This window comes from Haloferax gibbonsii (genome assembly GCF_001190965.1).
GTDB lineage: Archaea > Halobacteriota > Halobacteria > Halobacteriales > Haloferacaceae > Haloferax > Haloferax gibbonsii.
In genome coordinates this window covers 884429-902988 of sequence record NZ_CP011947.1, presented here as the reverse complement: position 1 = coordinate 902988, position 18560 = coordinate 884429, and the positions used below count along the sequence as shown (strand labels likewise).

The window sequence follows — 18560 nt, the reverse complement described above, 5'->3', positions numbered from 1 at the left end:
ACGCTCAGAAGAGCGCCGCGGCGACGGTCTGCGCCGTCTCGATGACGGGTTGGAAGCCGGGCAGGAGCAGGACCGTCCCGACCGCGGCGAAGATAATCGCCACGTAGAGACCGACCGGCTGGCTGCCGATTTCGAGGGGCTTCGACGGCTCCTCGATCCACATCGCCTTCACGACGCGGCTGTAGTAGAACAGCGACAGCGCGCTGTTGACCGCGCCGACCGCGGCGAGCCACCAGAAGCCCGACCCGATAGCCGACTCGAACAGGGCGTACTTCGAGAAGAAGCCGCCGAACGGCGGAAGCCCCGCGAGCGAGAACATGAAGACGGTCATCGCCGAGGCGGCGATGGGCGCCTTCGACGCGATACCGTTGTAGTCCTCGAAGGTGCGGCCGAGGCCCCACTTTTCGACCATGGCGATGAACAGGAACGCGCCCGTGTTCATGAAGCCGTAGACGAACAGGTGGGCCATGCTCGCGCCGAGCACGTCACCGTTCGCGGCACCGCCGTCGGTGGTGATCGCCGCGAGGCCGATGAGTGCGTACCCCGCGTGACCGATAGAGGAGTACGCGAGCATCCGCTTGACGTTGTTCTGGGTCGCCGCCGCGAAGTTACCGAGCGTCATGGTGACGACGGCGAGCACCGCGAACAGCAGCGACCAGTCGACGCTCCCGCCGCCGACCGCGGTGACGGTTTCGAGGGGGAACGCGACGGTGAACACGCGGAAGGCGACGGCGAAGCCGGCCGCCTTCGACGCCGACGAGAGGAACGCGCTCACGGGAGCGGGCGCGCCCTCGTAGGCCTCCGGGGCCCAGAAGTGGAACGGGACGGAGGCGGTCTTGAACGCGAAGCCCCCGGCGATCATCAGCACGCCGAGACCGAGGACGCCGACGAGTTCGGTGCCTTCGGCGAGCGACGCGGCGACTTCCGGGAGCACCAGCGAGCCGGTGACGGCGAACACGAGGCTGATACCGAACGCGAACACCGCCGACGACAGCGCGCCGATGAGGAAGTACTTCAGACCGGCCTCGATGCTGCCGCGGTCCTTCTTGAGGAACGCGACGAGCGCGTACGAGGGCAGGGACGCCAGTTCGAGGCTGATGAAGACGGTCGCCAGCGAGTTCGACATCCCCATGAGCGTCATGCCGGTCGTGGCGAATATCACGAGCGAGTAGAACTCACCCTGATGGGGCTCGTCCGCGAGGTAGTCGTAGGAGGCGACGGTCACCATCGCAGCGACGCTGGTGAAGATGAGCGTGAAGAACAGGCTCATCCCGTCGACGACGAGCGCGTCGCCGTACAGCGAGATAGCGCCGCCCGTGGACTCCATACCGGTTCCGCCGATGAGGAACCAGCCGGCGATGCCGCCGGCGGCGAGCGCGCCGAGCGTCGCCGTGCCGGCCAGAAGGCCGTTGTTCGTGGAGTCCGGGTCGATAGTGTCGATGAGCAGCAGCGCGAGCCCCGTCAGCGCGAGCACGATGGCGGGAGCCGTCGCCGCCCACTCCGGGAGCGTCTGGAGGGGCGTCATCTAGAACGCACCTCCCAGTTCGAGAATCGGGTTAACCGCGTCCTGAATCATCGTGAAGAAGATGTCCGGAGAGACACCGAGCACGATGGTGAGCAGGAGCAGCACCGCGAGGGGTGCGACGTCGTGGAACGGCGCTTCCGTGATGTCGTAGTCGCCGTCGAACCGGAAGGGTCCGAACAGCGTCCGCTGCATCGCGAACAGCAGGTAACCGGCGACGATGACGATACCGAACATCGCGGCGCCGGTAAACAGCGGCATGGCCTCCATCACCGTGGACTCGAACGCGCCCTTGAAGATGAAGAACTCGGCCGCGAAGCCGGCCATGAGCGGCAGACCCATGTACCCGAACGCGCCGGCGACGAAGATGCCCGCCGTGACGGGCATCCGGTCGGCGATGCCGGACATGTCCGACACCATGCGCGTGTGGGTCGTGTTGTAGATGACGCCGACGGCCATGAACATCAGTCCGGAGATGAGGCCGTGGGCGACCATCTGGAAGGTCGCACCGCCGACGCCGTAGGTGGTGTAGGCGATGAGACCGAGGATGACGTACCCCATCGACGAGACGGAGGAGTACGCGACGATGCGCTTGAGGTCCTGCTGGGCCAGCGCGAGCAGTGCGCCGTAGATGACGCTCGCGACGGCGAGCAGGGCGATGGGCAGCGCGAAGGCGCGCGCCGTCTCCGGCAGCATCGTGAAGTTGAACCGGAGCAGGGCGTACGTACCCATCTTCAGGAGGACCCCCGCCAGCATGACCGACACCGGCGTGGGGGCCTCAACGTGTGCGTCCGGCAGCCACGTGTGGAGCGGGGCGACCGGGACCTTCACCGCGAACCCGAAGAACATCGCGATGAACGCGACCGACGCGAGTGCGCCGGCCGACAGGCCCGCGAAGCTTCCGAGCTGTCCGGCCTGCAACGCCTGCGCGATTTCGGGCAGGCGGAACGACGAGATCGAGTCGCCGAGACCGAACACGAGCGAGATGAACCCGATGAACATCACGAGCGACGCGATGTTCGTGTAGACGAAGAACTTGATAGCCGCGTACTTGCGGCGCGGGCCGCCCCAGACGCCGATGAGGAAGTACATCGGCAGGAGCACAGCCTCCCAGAAGATGAACCAGACGAAGAAGTCGAGCGCCGTGAAGACGCCGAGCAGGTTCGCCTCCATGAGAAGCATCAGACCGAAGAACTGGGACTGACGCTCCGAGATGGGCGTCCACGCGCTGACGATAGCGAGCGTGGTGAGGATGGTCGTAAGGACGACAAGCGGCATGCTGATGCCGTCGACGCCGACCATCCAGTGGATGTCGTACTGGCCGAGTTGCAGCCAGGCGACGTCTGTCTCGAACGCGATGTTCCCGCCGAGTAAGGCGTTCCCGCTCGCGTCGTACTGTTGCCACATGTAGAGGCTCCCGACGACGGGAGCCAGACTCAGCGCGAAGGCCGCCTTGCCGGCGTACCGGTTCGGCACGACGAAGGTGACCAGCGCGGCGAGGAACGTGACTGCGATGAGCGCTTCGATTATCATGCGAACCAACCTCCGAGCAGACCGAGACCGAGAAGCAGCGCGGTCAGACCGAGCGTGAGGAGCGCGGCGTAGTTGCTCACCACACCGGTCTGAACGCGCTTGACGCGACCGCCAGCGAACAGACTCACGCTGGAGATACCGTTGACGACGCCGTCGACGATACCCTGGTCGAACTTATCGAGGACGCGCGAGATGGGTTGGACGACGCCGGTCGCGATCCAGACCTGGTACTCGTCTTGGTAGTAGTTGTTGTACAGTACGGTCTTGATGCTCCCGAGCTTGTCCGTGTGTTCGACGGGTTCGGGGACGTTGTACAGCACGTGCGCGAGCGCGGCACCGCCGAGCGCGAAGCCGAGCGAGACGGCCGCGCCGATGGCAACCGTTCCGGCCTCGCCGCCGATGTAGCCCGAACTGTACGGGATGAGTTCGGCGTAGTGGTGCGCGTTCAGCGAACTGAAGCTCCCGTCGAGGAACTGGTGTAGGAAGTCGATTCCCTCGATGCCGAAGAGCTTCTCGACCGGGACCATGTTGACGAGCCCGGTCGTCGCGGCGAGCACGCCGAGGACGGCGAGCGGACCCTTGACGTTCCAGCGAACGCCGTGGGGGTCACGCGCCGTTCCCGACCGTGGCTCGCCGTGGAAGGTGAGGAACACCATCCGGAAGGTGTAGAACCCCGTGAAGAACACGGCGAGCAGACCCATCGCGTACGCGGCGAGCAGAATCGGACTGCCGCCGAGGCCGTGAATGAGCGTCTCGTAGAGGACCTCGTCTTTCGACCAGAACCCCGCGAACGGGACGATGCCCGCGAGGGCGAGCGACCCGGAGAGGAACGCGTAGTAGGTCACGGGCATCTTGTCTTTCAGACCGCCCATGTCCCACATGTTCTCGTTGTGGTGCATCGCGATGATGACCGAACCGGCACCGAGGAAGAGCAGCGCCTTGAAGAAGGCGTGCGTCATGAGGTGGAACGTCGCCGCGACGTAGCCACCGGCACCGAGGCCGAGCATCATGTAGCCGTACTGGCTGATAGTCGAGTACGCGAGCACCTGCTTGATCTCTTTCTTGACGACGCCCATGGTCGCCGCGAAGAGGGCGGTGAATCCGCCGATGAGGGCGATGATGGCGAGCGTCGTCGGCGTCAGCACGTAGAACCCGTACATCCGGGCGACGAGGTAGACGCCGGCCGCGACCATCGTCGCTGCGTGGATGAGCGCGGAGACGGGCGTCGGACCTTCCATCGCGTCCGGAAGCCACGTGTGCAGGGGGAACTGCGCGGACTTACCGACGACGCCTCCGAGAACGAGGAGGCCGACGACGGTGAACCACGCCTGTTCGCCCATGCCGAGGAACGTGTTGACCGAGTGTTCGCCAGCGAGCGCCTCCTCGGCGAGGACCGGGAAGGCATCGGGGCCCGCGAAGGCGGCGGAGCCGAACGTCGCGAAGACGGCGACGACGCCGATGAGGAAGAAGTAGTCACCGAAGCGGGTGACGAGGAACGCCTTCTTCGCGGCGCTCGGCGGGCCGTCCTGCCGGAAGTGGAAGCCGATGAGCAGGTAGGAACACAGGCCCACCAGTTCGAAGAACATGAACGCCATGAGCAGGTTGTCGGCGACGACGAACCCGAGCATGGAGGCCGTGAACAGGCCGAGTCCGGCGTAGTAACGCGGGAGGCCCGTCTCGCCCTCGTCGTTCATGTATCCGAGGCTGAAGATGTGGACGAGGAGCGCGACGAGCGTCACGATGACGAGCATCATCGACGAAAGCGGGTCGATGAGCAGACCGAACGTCAGGTTGATGGCGTCGAGGCCCTCCGCCCACGTGTAAATCGTTTGGTTGTAGGTCTGTCCGCCGCTGACGGCGAAGAACGTCGCGATGGACAGGACGAACGAGCCTGCCGTCGCGCCGATACCCGCCAGCGCGCCTCCCTTCGGCATGTACCGTCCCGCCCCGAGTGCGATCAGGAACGAGAGGAACGGGAGGAGGACGATGGCCGGAGCGAAGTCTAAGATACCTGCCATATATTACCACCTCATCGTGGTCGCGTTGGTCACGTCCACGTCGTCGAAGTTACGGTACAGTACGAGGATGATACCGATACCGACTGCGACCTCCGCGGCCGCGAGCGCCAGCGTGAACAGGGTGAACGTTTGCCCCGTGACGTTCCCCCAGTAGAGCGAGAACGCGACGAGATTGATGTTCGCGGCGTTCAGCATCAGTTCGACCGACATCAGGAACAACAGCGCGTTCCGTCGAGTCAAGAGGCCGAAAACGCCGATGCAGAACACGGCCGCCGACAAGAGCAGATAGTATTGCGGGGGCACCATCAGCGGTCATCCTCCTCGTCGTCGAACAACGTTCGCTTGAGTTCACGGCCGCCGTCGGTCAGAATAGTCCGCATCTGACCACCCTCCTCGCGCCGTGCGAGGTGGATGGCACCGTCAAGAGCGACGTCGAGCGTTACCGCGATGACGATGAACGCGGCGAGGAACCCTTCCCCGGCGACGTCCCCGAAGTCGAGGTTGAACATCGAATAGCCGATGCTCGCGGTTATGTTTGCTCCCTCTGCGAACCCCTGTGGGTTCGGGAACGACGCGCCGAGGAACACGACCGCCATCACGACGAACAGCGCGACGGCAGCCAGTCCGGGCACGAGGTGCGAACCGAGTTTCAGCTGCGGTTTCGTGGTCATGTACTACTCACCTCCGGATCGATACGCGTCAGCATCACGGCGAACGTGATGAGAATCAGTACCCCGCCGACGTAGACGAGGACTTGCATGGCGGCGAGGAACTCCGCCTGCAACATCACGTAATGCACCGCGACGCTCAAGAGCGCGCCCCCGAGCAGGAGTGCGGAATGCCAGATGTCCCGCACGAGGACGACGCCCAGGCTGCAGCCCACGGTGACGAGGGCGAACAGCGCGAACGCGATGGTTTCATAAACCATTGTGTATGTCTCCTTGAGATATCCCTTTGAACATTTCGAGAACGTCCTCAGCGTCCGGTAGCGGACGCGGGCTGACGGGACTCGAACGATTCACTCGCGGTCATGTTACTGGTAGTCGACCTCTCCTTCGCCCTCGCCGATCCACGCGTTGCGGTCGGGGTTGCGAGAGTTGAGCGGGTCGATATCCTTGTACCACGGGACGTTCTTGAGCTGTTCTTTGTTGTAGACGAAGTCGTTTTTCGTGTCCGCCGTGAACTCGAAGTTCTGCGTGAGTAGGATGGCGTCGACGGGACAGACCTCCTCGCACAGCCGGCAGTAGATACACTGGCCGATGTGGAGGTTGTACTGCTCGCCGTTGCGCTTGTCGTCCTGAACGATCTGAATCGTGTCGTTCGGACAGACGTTCTCACACTGACGGCACCAGATACACCGCTCTTGGCTGAACTTGTGGACGCCGCGGAAACGCGGGCTCACTTCTGGCGCGGTCTCGGGGTACTCGACCGTGAACGTCTCGCCGTCGAGCGCGTGCCTCAGCGTCACTGCCATGCCTTTCAGGATTCCGATCATACAATCACCCCCACGATGATGGCCGTGAGAACCAGGTTGGCGAAGGAGAGCACGAGCATCCCCTTCCAACCGATTTCGAGGAACTGGTCGACGCGAAGGCGCGGAATCGCGGAGCGCGCCCACTGGGTGAACAGGAAGAACGCCCAGATTTTGATGGTGAACCAGACGAATCCGGGCAGGACCGGGCCCGCCGGACCGCCGAGGAACAGCGTCGCCGCGATAGCGCCGCCGAGGAAGATGTGGATGAACTCACCGAGGTAGATGAGCACGAAGTAGACCGAGGAGTACTCGGTCTGGAACCCGGCGACAATCTCGGTCGGCGCTTCGGGGATGTCGAACGGGTTACGACCGACCTCCGCGAGGTTCGCGATGATGAACAGCGCGAACGCGAAGGGGTTCACGAACGCGAACCACGTCGGAATCGTCACGCCCGCGACCGAAAGCAGCGGCTCGGCCTGCACGGCGACGATTTCGCTCATGCGGAGCGACCCCGCGAAGATGACGACGGAGGCCGCCGTGACGACGAGCGGGATCTCGTAGGCGATGTTCGACGCGACCGCGCGGAGCGCGCCGATGAGCGAGAACTTGTTGTTCGATGCGTAGCCGGTCATGACGATGCCCAGCGAGGCGATAGACGCCGCGGCGAAGGCGAACGCGAGACCGGTCTCGGGGTCCGCGAGCTGGATACCGTTACCCATCGGGATGACGGCGAATCCGAGCAGCGCGGAGAAGGGAATGACCATCGGCGCGAGGTCCCACGCGGGACGGTCGACGCCCTCGGGAACGATGAGTTCCTTCGACAGCAGTCGGACCGCGTCCGTGACGATGGTCAGGAGACCGAACGGACCGATTCGGTTGACTGCGATGCGGTCACCGAAGGCGGCCGTGATCTTCCGCTTCGCCCACGGTCCGGCGAACGCCGTCATGATGAGCATGATGTTGGCGATGAGGAACGCGCCAACGAGACCCCCGACGACGTCGCCGAGGATGCCTTCGAGACCGAGGAGGCCGCTGATCGTGTCCGGAAGGACCGCTTGCAGACTCATTACCGGTCCACCTCTCCGAGAACGATGTCGAGACTGCCGAGCGAGGCAATCATGTCCGGGATGTACTCACCCTCGGACATCTCGGGGAGCGTCTGGAGGTTCGAGAAGCACGGACTGCGAATCTTGAATCGGGCCGGCTTGTCGGTGCCGTCGGCGCGGATGTAGATGCCGAGTTCGCCCTTCGCGCCTTCGACGGCGCGGTAGATCTCCGTGTCCTCTTCGGGCTTCAGGGTGCGCGGAACGTTCGCCTGGATGTTCCGCTCGTCTTCGGGCCAGTCTTCGAGCAGGTCAACGCACTGCTGGATGATCTTGGCCGACTCCTCGACCTCGCGCATGCGCACGAGCAGGCGCGAGAAGTTGTCGCAGCCGTCCTCGACGACGACGTCCCAGTCGAGTTCGTCGTAGTAGCCGTAGGAGTCGTCGCGGCGGAGGTCGTAGTCGATGCCCGAGCCGCGGGCGACCGGGCCGGTCGCACCGTAGCTCTTGGCGACCTCAGGCGGCAGGACGCCCGTGCCGACCGTCCGCGCCTGGAGAATCTCGTTCGAGGTGATCATGTCGTGGTACTCCTCGAGCGCCTGCGGGAGCTCGTCGATGAAGTCGCGAATCTTCTCGAAGAACTCCTCGCGGGGTTCGGGGAGGTCCCAGACGACCCCGCCGAGCCGGAAGTAGTTGAACATCATGCGCTGACCGGTGAGGTCCTCCAGAATGTTCTGGACGATTTCGCGGTCCCGCATGGCGTACATGAAGATGGCCGTGAAGTCGCCGTACACGTCCAGCGCGAACGTGCCGAGCGCGATCATGTGCGACGCGATGCGGCACAGTTCCGCGCCCATCGTGCGGATGATCTGGGCGTACTCGGGGACCTCGATGTCCGCGAGGTCCTCCGCGGTGCGGGCGTAGGCCCACTCGTTCAGCAGTCCCGCCGAGATGTAGTCCCAGCGGTCGGGGTACGGCATAATCTGGTGCCGGTAGGTCCCCTGCTGACACATCTGCTCCTCGCAGCGGTGGAGGTAGCCGATGTCGGAATCGAGGTCGACCACCTGCTCGCCGTCGACGACCGTCTCGACGTGCAGCACGCCGTGGGTCGCCGGGTGGTGCGGCCCGATGTTGATGTACATCGTGTTGCTGTCCCCGGCGCGGTGGTCCTCCTCGAGCGGGTTAGCGTGCTCGCGGAGCGTCGCTATCTGCGGGCGGTCCTGGTCGTAGTCCAGTCCGAGCGGGTGACCCTGCCACGTGTCCGGAAGCAGGATGCGACGCAGGTCCGGGTGGTCCTCGTACTGGATGCCGACGAGGTCGTACGCCTCGCGCTCGTGCCAGTCGGCCGTCCGGAACACCGGCTCGGCGGACTGACTGACCGGGTTGTCCTTCGAGGTGGGCACGACGACCGAGACCTCGTCGGTCCGGTCGTCGAACTTCGTCAGATGGTAGATGGACTCGTAGCGGTCCTCGTACTCCTGTGCGGTCACACACGAGAGGTGGTCGAACCCGGCCTCGTCGCGGAGCTTGAACAGCGCGTCTTGGACCTCGTCGGGACGGATGACGAGCCCTGGCGCGTTCAGGTGTTCTTCGCGGCCGACGACGAGGTCGCCGAGCAGGTCGGCGAGTTCGTCGCCGCGGCTGACGCCCGATTCGAGTTCCGCGGGGTCGTCGGACTGTTGTTCTTCGAGGCTCATGGCGAATCAGCCCAGTTGTACCGCATGACGAGGTCTTCCTCGTCGATTTCCGCCGCGAGCTTGTCGACGATTTCGTCGCGTTCGAGGTCGCCGAACTGCTCCAGTTCGTACGGCTTGACCGTCACCGGGCTGGACTCGCCGTTCGCGATGCGCTCTTGGAGCTTCGCGATACCGTAGATGAGCGCCTCCGGGCGCGGCGGGCAGCCGGGGATGTGGATGTCAACCGGGATGACCTCTTCTGCGCCCTTGATGACGTTGTAGCCCTCCTGGAACGGGCCGCCGGAAATCGTACACGACCCCATGCCGACGACGAACTTCGGTTCGGGCATCTGGTCGTAGACGCGCTTCATGCGCGGGGCGAACTTCGAGACGATGGTCCCCGGCACGATAATCACGTCGGCCTGTCGCGGCGACGCGCGCGGCACACCCGCCGCGAACCGGTCGAGGTCGTGCTTGATTCCGTAGGTGTGCATCATCTCGATGCTGCAGCACGCGATACCGAACTGCAGCATGAACATCGAGGACCCGCGGACCCAGTTCATGAACTTGTCGAACTTCGTGAGGATGAACGGTGACGAGCCGAACGCCTCCCGAAGCTTCGAGTTGAACCGGTCGTCCGCCCCCGCCATCCGGGCGTCGCGAGTCTCGGTCTGTACCTGTGTGTCGTCCGTGACGAATGGCTTCTGTTCGCTACTCATGCATCTTGCCTCTCTGTCTTACGACGGTTTGCCTGCGGGCTTTTGACCCACTTGACTGCGCCGTTGCGCCACGCCCAGACGAGGCCGACGACGAGGATACCGATGAAAACGAGCATCGGCGTCAGAATCGTCGCCAGCGACGCGCCCTGTTCGAGGGCCGAGCGGTAAATGACCGTCCACGGGAAAATCAGGACGGTCTCGATGTCGAACACGAGGAACAGCAGCGCGACCATGTAGTACTGAATGTTAAACTGGACGCGCGCCGTGCCTGTCGGCACCTCACCACTCTCGTACGTGGCACTCTTTCCTTGTTCCGGTACGCTTGGGCGCAGCAGCGCCGACACCGCCATCATCGCGAGCGGTATGCCGACACCAACCAGCCCCATCGCACCGATTGCAATCCAATCACTCATGCCGTGTCTCCCTGACGTGCGGCGGTTAGAAGCGCTCCCCTATAAACATTGATTTGTGTGTTTCGGGCGCGAGAGAGCTTCTATTTGGAAAATACGCGAGAGACGCCCGGAACCCCGCACGGGCAGGGTTTCGACGCCCGGAGCGACCCCCGATTGCGGAACACTGACCGGCGACGACGGACGCTTCGCTACCGCGATTCGCGGAAGCCCGCGACGCCGAGGTCGTGGAGCGCGGCCGAGGTCTCGGCCACGTCGGAAACGAGGTCTTCGTGGTACTCGACGAGTCGGTCTTCGAGCTCGGGGTAGCCGCGGGAGAGCGCCTGTACGGCTGACAGCGCGGCGTTGAACGACTTGCCGGCGTCGACCGCGACGATGGGTGCGCCCGTCGGCATCCCGATGACCGAGTCGACCGACTTCTCCTGGACGGGGACGCCGACGACCGGAATCGGGTACGCGATGGAGGCGGTCATGTTCGGTAGGTCCGCGGACTTGCCGCCCGCGCCGGCGATGATGACCTCGACGCCGCGGTCGCGCGCGGTGTCGCCGTAGGCGTACATCAGGTCGGGCGTCCGGTGCGCGGAGACGACGTACGTCTCGTAGGTGAACCGCTCTTCGGGCGGCGCGTCGAAGTCGGTCTGCTCGCCGAACCCGAGCGTGTCCAGCGCCTCGTGCGCGCCGGACATCACGTCGAGGTCGGAGTCAGACCCCATGATGATGCCCACGTCGGGCGTCGTCTCGGGGTCGCGGTCGGCGTCGGCCTGTGCGTGCAGTTTGTCGATGAGGTCCCGTTCTGTCGTCATTGTGTATCAGTCGAAGTGGAGTCCGTCCCGGAGGTCTCGCGTGCGTGCGAGAAGCGCTTCGAGGTCGACGTCGTCGTCGCCGACGGCGGTGAGATGGCCCATCTTGCGGAGCGGGCGCACCTCGTCTTTGCCGTACCAGTGCAGCGAAACGCCCGATTCACCGAGGGCGTCGTCGAGGCCGCCGAGCCGCGCGGGTCGGCTCTCGTCGACGGTGCCGAGGACGTTCGCCATCACGGTGGGCGACCGGCGAGTCGTCGCGCCGAGCGGCCACCCGAGCACGGCGCGGACGTGCTGTTCGAACTGCGAGGTGAGCGCGCCCTCGATGGTCCAGTGGCCGGAGTTGTGCGGGCGCGGGGCGACCTCGTTGACGAGCACGTCGCCAGCCGCCGTCTCGAACAGTTCGATGCCGAAGACGCCGCGGCCGGGCAGGTGCGAAAGCACCTCGCGGGCGACGCGGTCGGCCTCCTCGCGAACTTCGTCTGTCGTCCGCGCCGGGACGACGGTCTCGCGGAGAATCTCCTCCTCGTGGACGTTCTCGCCCACGGGGAAGGTCCGAATCTCGTCTTCGCCGCGGACGCCGATGACCGACAGTTCGCGCTCGAAGTCGACGAACGCCTCGGCCATCGCCGGGCCGCCGACCGCCTCGATGGCGGACTCGGCGTCCTCGGGGTCGGTGACGGGGACGTTTCCGCGGCCGTCGTAGCCGCCGGTCCGGGCTTTCAGCATGACCGAGCCGAACTCGTCGAGCGCGTCGCGGAGGTCGGCCGCGTCGTCGACGCGGTGGAACGGCGGAATCGGAATGTCCGCCTCGCCGAAGGTGTCTTTCTGGACCAGTTTGTCCTCGATGGTCCGGAGCGCGTCGGGCGAGGGGTGGACCTCGATTCCCTCCTCGGCGGCCAGTTCGTCGAGCAGGTCCGGGTCGGCGAGTTCGATTTCGAACGTCAGCGCGTCGGCCCGCGCGGCGAGTTCCGCCATCGCCTCGGGGTCGTCGAAGTCGCCGACGATTTGGTCGGCGACGGCCGATGCCGGGCAGTCGGGTGTCGGGTCGAGCACGACGATGTCGACGCCGAGCGGTGCGGCGGCCTCGCCGAGCATACGCCCGAGCTGGCCCCCACCGACGACGCCGAGCGTGGGTCCGGGTACGGTGACGGTCACAGTCGCGGGTTCAGTACGTCGGTGCATAAACGTTGCCACATTATGCGTTCAAATGAGCACATTCGTGGATATAAACGGTGCAGAAGACGCAGGGCGGGACGGGCGCTGGAACGCGTCGAACGCGGGGAAAATCGGTTCGTCGGACGCCGCCGACCGGCGTCAGCCCCGCGTCTCGTTCGCGGCGGCGAGGGCGTCCTCGTCGATGAAGACGACCACGTCCTCGCTCCAGAGTTTGAAGGCGTGCTGGCGCGCGACGTAGCCGTCGAGTTCGGATTCGAGTTCGGTTCGGTCCCACTCGTAGGCGATGACGACCGGCGGCGCGTCGGCGGTCACCTCCGAGACGTTCGCGTCCGGTGCGCTACTGGTGCGCTCGACGCCCGAGCCCTCGAAGTACCACGGGAGCGGGAGTCGACTGTGCCACGACGGCCCGCCGAGCGGGTTCGACTCGTTGGAGACGTAGAAGTGCGTCTCGTCGCTGTCCGGCGGGTGGGTCCCGTACAGGAGCACGTCGGTTCCGGGGTTGGCGGCCGAGACGCGCTCCACGTCGTCGAGCGTGGCCTTGAGGTCGTTTTCGGGTTGGGCCCACTGGAGCACCTCCTTGTCCTCGTCGGTCGAGGCGTTCCAGTAGTCGACGTTGGCGGCCGCGACGCCGCCGACCGAGGCGACGAGCACGAGCGCCGCGAGGCCGACGCCGACCGTGTCCTTGGCGTCGAGCGCCTGCACGCCGGAGCGGAAGACGAACGCCGCGCCGACCGCCGCCGGGACCGCGAGCGGGACGATCGCGTGGACGACGACCCACGGCGCTTGGATGTCGGTCGCCAGCGGGTAACCGAAGATGCTCACGACGCCCCAGTAGGTCGCGAAGGCGACGAGCCACCGGACCCGCCCCGCGACGACGCCGTAGCGGTCCACGACGATGCCGACGAGCGCGAAGACGATGAGCACCGGCGCGCCGTAGACGAACGTTTCGAGGAAGTCCTTCAGATACGGGAGGTACTCGTGGGACTGGTGTCCGCCGCCGAGCCAACTGCCGAACATCTCCGAAACCGCGCCGACGGTCCCGGCTTCGAGGACGGGCAGAACCGCAGTTGAACCGCCGAGCGCGTTCCAGAGGTCGGGCCGCGGCGCGTAGAAGAAGACGAAGACGGCGAGGAAGGCGAGCAGACCCCCGAGGACGCCCGCGGCGTACCGAATCGCGCCGTAACCGAGACTTCCCGCCCCGCGTGCGCGAAGTCGGTCGCGGATGCTCGCGGGCAGTTCCGAAAAGAGGATGTCGCGGGCGGACTCGCCGGCCGAGGTCCGGGCGAGCAGTCGGTGGTCGAAGACGAGGAACGCCGCCCCGAGGAAACACGCGAGGTAGACGACGTAGTTCTCCTTCGCCGCCGACCCGGTCGCGAAGGAGACGCCCGCGGGGATGAGGTAGGCGAGGCGGCCGGTGTCGTACGCGCGGACGACGAAGCCGAGCGCGACGAACGAGAAGGCGGCCACCAGCACGTCGTTGCGCATGAACCGCGAGTAGTAGACCAAGATGGGGTTCGCCGCGAAGAAGAGCGCGAGCGCGACCATCTCGTCGCGGCGGAGATGCTCTCGGAACAGCCAGACCGAAAGCGGAAGCAGGCCGCCGACGAGCGCCACGGGGAGTCGAGCCGTGAAGTCGGTCGCCGGAAGGACGGCGAAGAGATAGTCGTTGACGACGGGGAGAAACGGGCCGTGGATGATGGGCCGGTAGGAGAACTCGCCGGTCTCGTGATAGCGCAGAATCCAGTAGCCGACGCGGCCTTCGTCCCAGTGGAAGATTCGGCCGCCGAGGTCGACGAGGCGGACGAGGAGGGCGACGACCACCGCGCCCGAAAGCGCCAGGAGGGCACGGGACCGAGTGACCGTCTCGGTCCCACTGTCAGTACTCATGCCCACCCATCGCAACGCCGACAATACAACTTTTGTGCTTGCCCGTCGCCGGAGACCAAATTCGGTCGGTGTCGGTAGTTCTTTTATCCGAGGCGGGAAGGGTCGGCCATGGTCTCACTCGGACTCGTCGTGGCCCGATTCAACTCGTCGGTCACGGAGCAGATGGAAGCGGCGGCCCGCGACGCGGCCGCCGAGCGCGACGCGGAGGTGGTCGAGACGATTCAGGTCCCCGGCGCGTACGACTCGCCCCTCGCGGCCGACCGACTCGCCCGCCGCGACGATATCGACGCCGTCGCCGTCGTCGGCGCAATCGTCACCGGCGACACCGACCACGACCGCGTCATCGCCGACGCGACCGCGAAGTCGCTGACGGAGGTCTCGTTGGACCGCGACACGCCGGTCTCGTTCGGCGTCTCCGGCCCCGGCATGAGCGGCGCGGAGGCGCGCGAGCGCGTCAGCAAAGGTGCGGAAGCGGTTTACGCTGCGACTGATATGGTGGAGGCGTTGGCATGAACTTCGATTTCAGCGACCGAGTCGGCCGCGTCGAACCGAGCGCGACGCTCGCCATCTCGAACCTCGCGAGCGAACTGGAAGCGCAGGGCGAAGACGTGGTCGACCTCTCGGTCGGCGCGCCGGACTTCCCGACTCCGGACAACATCACGCAGGCGGCGAAGGACGCGCTCGACGCGGGACACACGAGCTACACCTCGTCGAACGGAATCCCGGAACTCAAGGACGCAATCGCGGCGAAGCTCCGCGGCAACGGCGTCGACGCCGAGGCCGACGAGGTCATCGTCACGCCCGGCGGCAAGCAGGCGCTCTTCGAGACGTTCCAGACGCTCGTCGACGACGGTGACGAGGTCGTTCTCCTCGACCCCGCGTGGGTCTCCTACGAGGCGATGGTCAAACTCGCCGGCGGCACGCTCAGCCGCGTCGACCTCGCACAGCACGACTTCAGGCTCGAACCCGCACTGGACGAACTCGCCGAGACGGTCTCCGACGAGACGAAGCTCCTCGTCGTCAACTCACCGTCGAACCCGACGGGCGGCGTTTTCTCCGACGCGGCGCTCGAAGGCGTCCGCGACCTCGCGGTCGAACACGACTTCGCCGTCATCTCCGACGAGATTTACGAGCGCATCGTCTACGACGGCTTCGAGCACACCTCGCTGGGTTCCCTCGACGGGATGGAAGACCGCACCATCACCATCAACGGCTTCTCGAAGGCGTTCTCGATGACCGGCTGGCGGCTCGGCTACCTCCACGCCCCGTCGGACCTCATCTCGCAGGCCGGTAAGCTCCACTCGCACTCGGTCTCCTGCGCCGTGAACTTCGTCCAGCACGCCGGCGTCGAGGCGCTCTCGGAGCGCACCGACGACGACGTCGAGGAGATGCGACAGGCGTTCGAGGCCCGCCGCGACATGCTCGTGGACCTCCTCGCCGAACACGACGTTGATGTCGCCGTCCCGAAGGGCGCGTTCTACATGATGCTCCCCGTCGACGACGACGACCAGGCGTGGTGCGAGGGCGCGATTCAGGACGCGAAGGTCGCGACTGTCCCCGGTAGCGCCTTCAACGCCCCGGGCTACGCCCGCATCTCCTACGCCGCGAGCGAAGAGCGACTCCGCGAGGCCGTCGAGCGCCTCGCCGAGCACGACTACATCTAGGCAGTTTTCGACTCTATTTTTCGAGGGACGTAGCAGCCACCAGCGGTCCGGCTGTATAGAATGACATCTGAGTGGAAATTATTCTCTCGCAGATTTTAATTATTGCTATACTATAGCAGATTAGATTTATGCTAATCGGCTACAAAGTACCTACTTGGACATACCGGTGCACGAGGGAAACCGTGGGTGGGCCGCGTATGATCGACAGTAAACAATCATGAAATTAACACAATTCATCACGGACGAGGACGCGGTATCGCCGGTCATCGGGGTTATCCTCATGGTCGCGATTACGGTGATTCTCGCGGCCGTTATCGGGACGTTCGTCCTCGGGCTGGGTGAGCAGACGGCGACCGCTCCGCAGGCGAGTTTCAGTTTCGATTACAACAACAACTCTGCAGATGCAGCCGGCGGTGACGGTGTGCAGGGAGACGTACTCAAAATAACGCACGAGAGTGGGTCACAAATTGCGGCCGCTCGGCTCTCAGTAGCGATTAGCGGCGCAGTAGACGGTGCAGGAAATAGTGAGTCGCTCACGGCTGCCGGACCGGACATACCAGACCCGATGAATGCCGGCAAAACAATTGAGGTCAATGACACATCGTTTGGTCTAGCCGCGACAGACGCGCCAGGAGATGACATTAACCTCGCAGGTGCGACCGTCCGCGTCGTCTGGACCGACGAGTCTGGTTCGAGTTCCGCGACTCTCCAGAGATGGTCTGGACCCAACGCCTAATCAACCTCAAAAAATTTTGCAGTAATCGGTCAACGCGCGGCCGACGACGCCCCATTTTTCATCAAAACTCCGCTCCCGGAGTCCCAACTACTTCCTGAGCGCCTCCACCGGCCGCTCGTTGGCCGCCTTCCACGCCGGGTACAGCCCCGAGAGGACGCTGGTGCCGACGCCGAAGCCGACCGCGAGGACGATGTAGAGGAGGTTCGCCACCTGGAAGGTCGCGAGCGGGTCGTTCAGGACGAACGCGTTGAGCGCGACGCCCGCGCCGACCGCGAGTATCGCGCCGATGACGCCCCCGGCGACGCCGAGCAGGCCGGCCTCGGCGAGAATCATGCGAATCACGTCGCCGCGCTGGACGCCGACGGCGCGGAGGACGCCGATTTCCTGGCGGCGCTCGATGGTGCTCATGAGCATGACGTTCAGGATGCTCACGCCGGCGACGACCAGCGAGATGGAGCCGATGCCGATGAGGAAGGCGTTGAGGATGCCGAAGAACTCGTTGATGCCCGCCGTGATGGACTGGAGTTCGAACACCGAGACGCGCTCTTCGCGCTCGTTGAGGGCCTCGCGGATGGCGACCGCCGACTCGTTCGCGGCCTGTCCGGAGTCGGCGCTGACGACGACCTGCGAGTAGCCCGTGCCGTTGACGTCCTCGACGGGGACGATGACGGCGTTGTTCGGGCTGACGAGCGAGATGCCGCCCTGTTCGGCCAACACGGCCGAGACGCGGTAGGTTCGACCGTCGACGGAGATGGTGTTTCCGGGCTCGATGTCGAGCAGGCCGGCGGTGCCGGAGCCGACGAGCGCGCCCTGTCTGAGCCGGTCGGGGATACGCCCCTCCTCGGCCTCGTAGAGCGCGCCGGGGTCTTCCATCCCGTAGACCGTTGTGACGGTCTGTCGATCACCTCGCGAGACGAGTTTCGACTCGGAGCGGACGGGGACGACCGCGCCGTCGGTGACCGCGCGACGAATCTCGTCGACGTCGCGTTCGGTGAGTTCCTCGATTCCCTCCTGGAAGTTGGGCGAGACGCTGATCTCGTTGCCGATGTCGCCGAGTTGCTGGCTCGCGCCGGTGCGGAGCGTCGTGCCGAACATGCCGAGCGACGCGATGGCGAGGACGCCGATGATGATGCCGAGGACGGCGAGCCCCGAGCGGATGCGGTTGCGCGAGAGGTTCCGACGCGCCATCAACAGCGCGGGAACGCGCCGGAAGAGGTCGTCGAGGACGCTCACTGTATCCTCCCGTCGATGAGTTCGACCGTTCGGTCCGCGTAGTCGCCGAGTTGGGGGTCGTGGGTGACGGCGATGACCGCCACGTCGTCCTCGCGGCGAATCTCGTCGAACAGGTCGAGGACGCTCCGGCCGGTCTTCCGGTCGAGGTTCCCCGTCGGCTCGTCGGCGAGCAGGATGCGCGGCTCGTTGATGAGCGCCCGCGCGATGGCGACGCGCTGTTTCTGCCCGCCCGAGAGCTGGTCGGGTCGGTGGTCGAGGCGCTCGCCGAGGCCGACGCGTTCGAGCAGGCGCGTCGCCCGGTCGCGGGCGGTCGGGTCGTCGCCGAACAGCGTCGGCATCTCCACGTTTTCCAGCGCCGACAGCGTCGGAATCAGGTGGAAGCTCTGGAAGATGAAGCCGATAAAGCGCTTTCTGTGGACCGTCATCTCCCGGTCGGAGAGGTCGGTCACGTCCTGTCCGTCGAGGTAGACGGTCCCTTCAGTCGGCGTGTCGAGGAGGCCGAGGACGTTCAGCATCGTGGACTTCCCGCTACCCGAGGGCCCCATGACGGCGACGAACTCGCCGGGGTCGGCGTGGAAGTCCACGTCCCTGAGCGCCTCGACGACCTCGCCGCCGGTGTCGTAGCGCTTCCAGACGCGTTGGAGTTCGATGATGTGGTTCATCTCG

At 65.3% G+C, this 18560-nt stretch carries 19 protein-coding genes; 3 read left to right on the top strand and 16 right to left on the bottom strand.

Annotation, left to right across the window (positions count from 1 at the left end):
* Positions 1-4: 4 nt before the first annotated feature.
* From ABY42_RS04755 to ABY42_RS04690, 14 genes are all read right to left on the bottom strand, one after another.
* Positions 5-1525, bottom strand: coding sequence for an NADH-quinone oxidoreductase subunit N (locus tag ABY42_RS04755; protein ID WP_004977636.1), 1521 nt, complete (start codon positions 1523-1525; stop codon positions 5-7).
* On the bottom strand, positions 1526-3055 hold the full coding sequence (locus ABY42_RS04750) for a complex I subunit 4 family protein (protein ID WP_004977637.1): 1530 nt from the start codon (positions 3053-3055) through the stop codon (positions 1526-1528).
* Positions 3052-5073: an NADH-quinone oxidoreductase subunit L gene (nuoL, locus tag ABY42_RS04745; RefSeq protein ID WP_004977638.1), complete on the bottom strand. Its 2022-nt coding sequence runs from the start codon at positions 5071-5073 to the stop codon at positions 3052-3054. Before nuoL ends, ABY42_RS04750 begins: the two co-directional genes overlap by 4 nt.
* 3 nt (positions 5074-5076) lie before the next feature.
* Entirely contained in the window at positions 5077-5379 is a 303-nt protein-coding gene (gene nuoK, locus ABY42_RS04740; protein ID WP_004977639.1) for an NADH-quinone oxidoreductase subunit NuoK, read from the bottom strand.
* Positions 5379-5744, bottom strand: a complete 366-nt coding sequence (locus ABY42_RS04735) for an NADH-quinone oxidoreductase subunit J family protein (RefSeq protein ID WP_004977640.1) — start codon at positions 5742-5744, stop codon at positions 5379-5381. Before ABY42_RS04735 ends, nuoK begins: the two co-directional genes overlap by 1 nt.
* Positions 5741-6001 (bottom strand): NADH-quinone oxidoreductase subunit J, encoded by a 261-nt coding sequence (locus ABY42_RS04730; RefSeq protein ID WP_004977641.1) that lies wholly within the window; start codon positions 5999-6001, stop codon positions 5741-5743. Before ABY42_RS04730 ends, ABY42_RS04735 begins: the two co-directional genes overlap by 4 nt.
* A gap of 105 nt (positions 6002-6106) precedes the next feature.
* Positions 6107-6568 (bottom strand): NuoI/complex I 23 kDa subunit family protein, encoded by a 462-nt coding sequence (locus ABY42_RS04725; RefSeq protein ID WP_004977642.1) that lies wholly within the window; start codon positions 6566-6568, stop codon positions 6107-6109.
* Positions 6565-7614, bottom strand: a complete 1050-nt coding sequence (locus tag ABY42_RS04720) for a complex I subunit 1/NuoH family protein (RefSeq protein WP_004977643.1) — start codon at positions 7612-7614, stop codon at positions 6565-6567. Before ABY42_RS04720 ends, ABY42_RS04725 begins: the two co-directional genes overlap by 4 nt.
* The gene (locus ABY42_RS04715; protein ID WP_004977644.1) at positions 7614-9287 is read right to left on the bottom strand and encodes an NADH-quinone oxidoreductase subunit D; all 1674 of its coding nucleotides are present in this window, start codon (positions 9285-9287) and stop codon (positions 7614-7616) included. The genes ABY42_RS04720 and ABY42_RS04715 overlap by 1 nt, the downstream gene beginning before the upstream one ends.
* The gene (locus ABY42_RS04710) at positions 9284-9985 is read right to left on the bottom strand and encodes an NADH-quinone oxidoreductase subunit B (protein ID WP_004977645.1); all 702 of its coding nucleotides are present in this window, start codon (positions 9983-9985) and stop codon (positions 9284-9286) included. Before ABY42_RS04710 ends, ABY42_RS04715 begins: the two co-directional genes overlap by 4 nt.
* Positions 9982-10398, bottom strand: coding sequence for an NADH-quinone oxidoreductase subunit A (locus ABY42_RS04705; protein ID WP_004977646.1), 417 nt, complete (start codon positions 10396-10398; stop codon positions 9982-9984). Before ABY42_RS04705 ends, ABY42_RS04710 begins: the two co-directional genes overlap by 4 nt.
* A 188-nt stretch (positions 10399-10586) precedes the next feature.
* Positions 10587-11198 carry a 5-(carboxyamino)imidazole ribonucleotide mutase gene (gene purE, locus ABY42_RS04700; protein WP_050458835.1) on the bottom strand — a complete coding sequence of 204 codons (612 nt, stop codon included), beginning with the start codon at positions 11196-11198 and terminating at the stop codon, positions 10587-10589.
* Positions 11199-11204: 6 nt separating this feature from the next.
* The gene (locus ABY42_RS04695; RefSeq protein ID WP_004977648.1) at positions 11205-12353 is read right to left on the bottom strand and encodes a 5-(carboxyamino)imidazole ribonucleotide synthase; all 1149 of its coding nucleotides are present in this window, start codon (positions 12351-12353) and stop codon (positions 11205-11207) included.
* A gap of 159 nt (positions 12354-12512) precedes the next feature.
* A complete protein-coding gene (locus ABY42_RS04690) occupies positions 12513-14261 on the bottom strand; it encodes a flippase activity-associated protein Agl23 (protein WP_004977649.1) in 1749 nt (582 codons plus the stop codon).
* A 108-nt stretch (positions 14262-14369) separates the two neighbouring features.
* Here ABY42_RS04690 and ribH point away from each other — a divergent pair, with 108 nt between their 5' ends.
* The 3 genes from ribH (at position 14370) to ABY42_RS04675 (ending at position 16661) form a co-directional block, all read left to right on the top strand.
* Entirely contained in the window at positions 14370-14774 is a 405-nt protein-coding gene (ribH, locus tag ABY42_RS04685; protein WP_004977650.1) for a 6,7-dimethyl-8-ribityllumazine synthase, read from the top strand.
* A complete protein-coding gene (locus ABY42_RS04680; protein ID WP_004977651.1) occupies positions 14771-15925 on the top strand; it encodes a pyridoxal phosphate-dependent aminotransferase in 1155 nt (384 codons plus the stop codon). The genes ribH and ABY42_RS04680 overlap by 4 nt, the downstream gene beginning before the upstream one ends.
* Positions 15926-16142: 217 nt before the next feature.
* Complete coding sequence (locus ABY42_RS04675; protein WP_050458834.1) at positions 16143-16661, top strand: type IV pilin; 519 nt, start codon at positions 16143-16145, stop codon at positions 16659-16661.
* A gap of 87 nt (positions 16662-16748) precedes the next feature.
* Here ABY42_RS04675 and ABY42_RS04670 read toward each other — a convergent pair whose 3' ends face one another.
* Both ABY42_RS04670 and ABY42_RS04665 read right to left on the bottom strand, forming a co-directional pair.
* Positions 16749-17894, bottom strand: coding sequence for an ABC transporter permease (locus ABY42_RS04670; protein ID WP_004977653.1), 1146 nt, complete (start codon positions 17892-17894; stop codon positions 16749-16751).
* A complete protein-coding gene (locus tag ABY42_RS04665) occupies positions 17891-18556 on the bottom strand; it encodes an ABC transporter ATP-binding protein (protein WP_004977654.1) in 666 nt (221 codons plus the stop codon). The genes ABY42_RS04670 and ABY42_RS04665 overlap by 4 nt, the downstream gene beginning before the upstream one ends.
* Between the last annotated feature and the right edge of the window lie 4 nt (positions 18557-18560).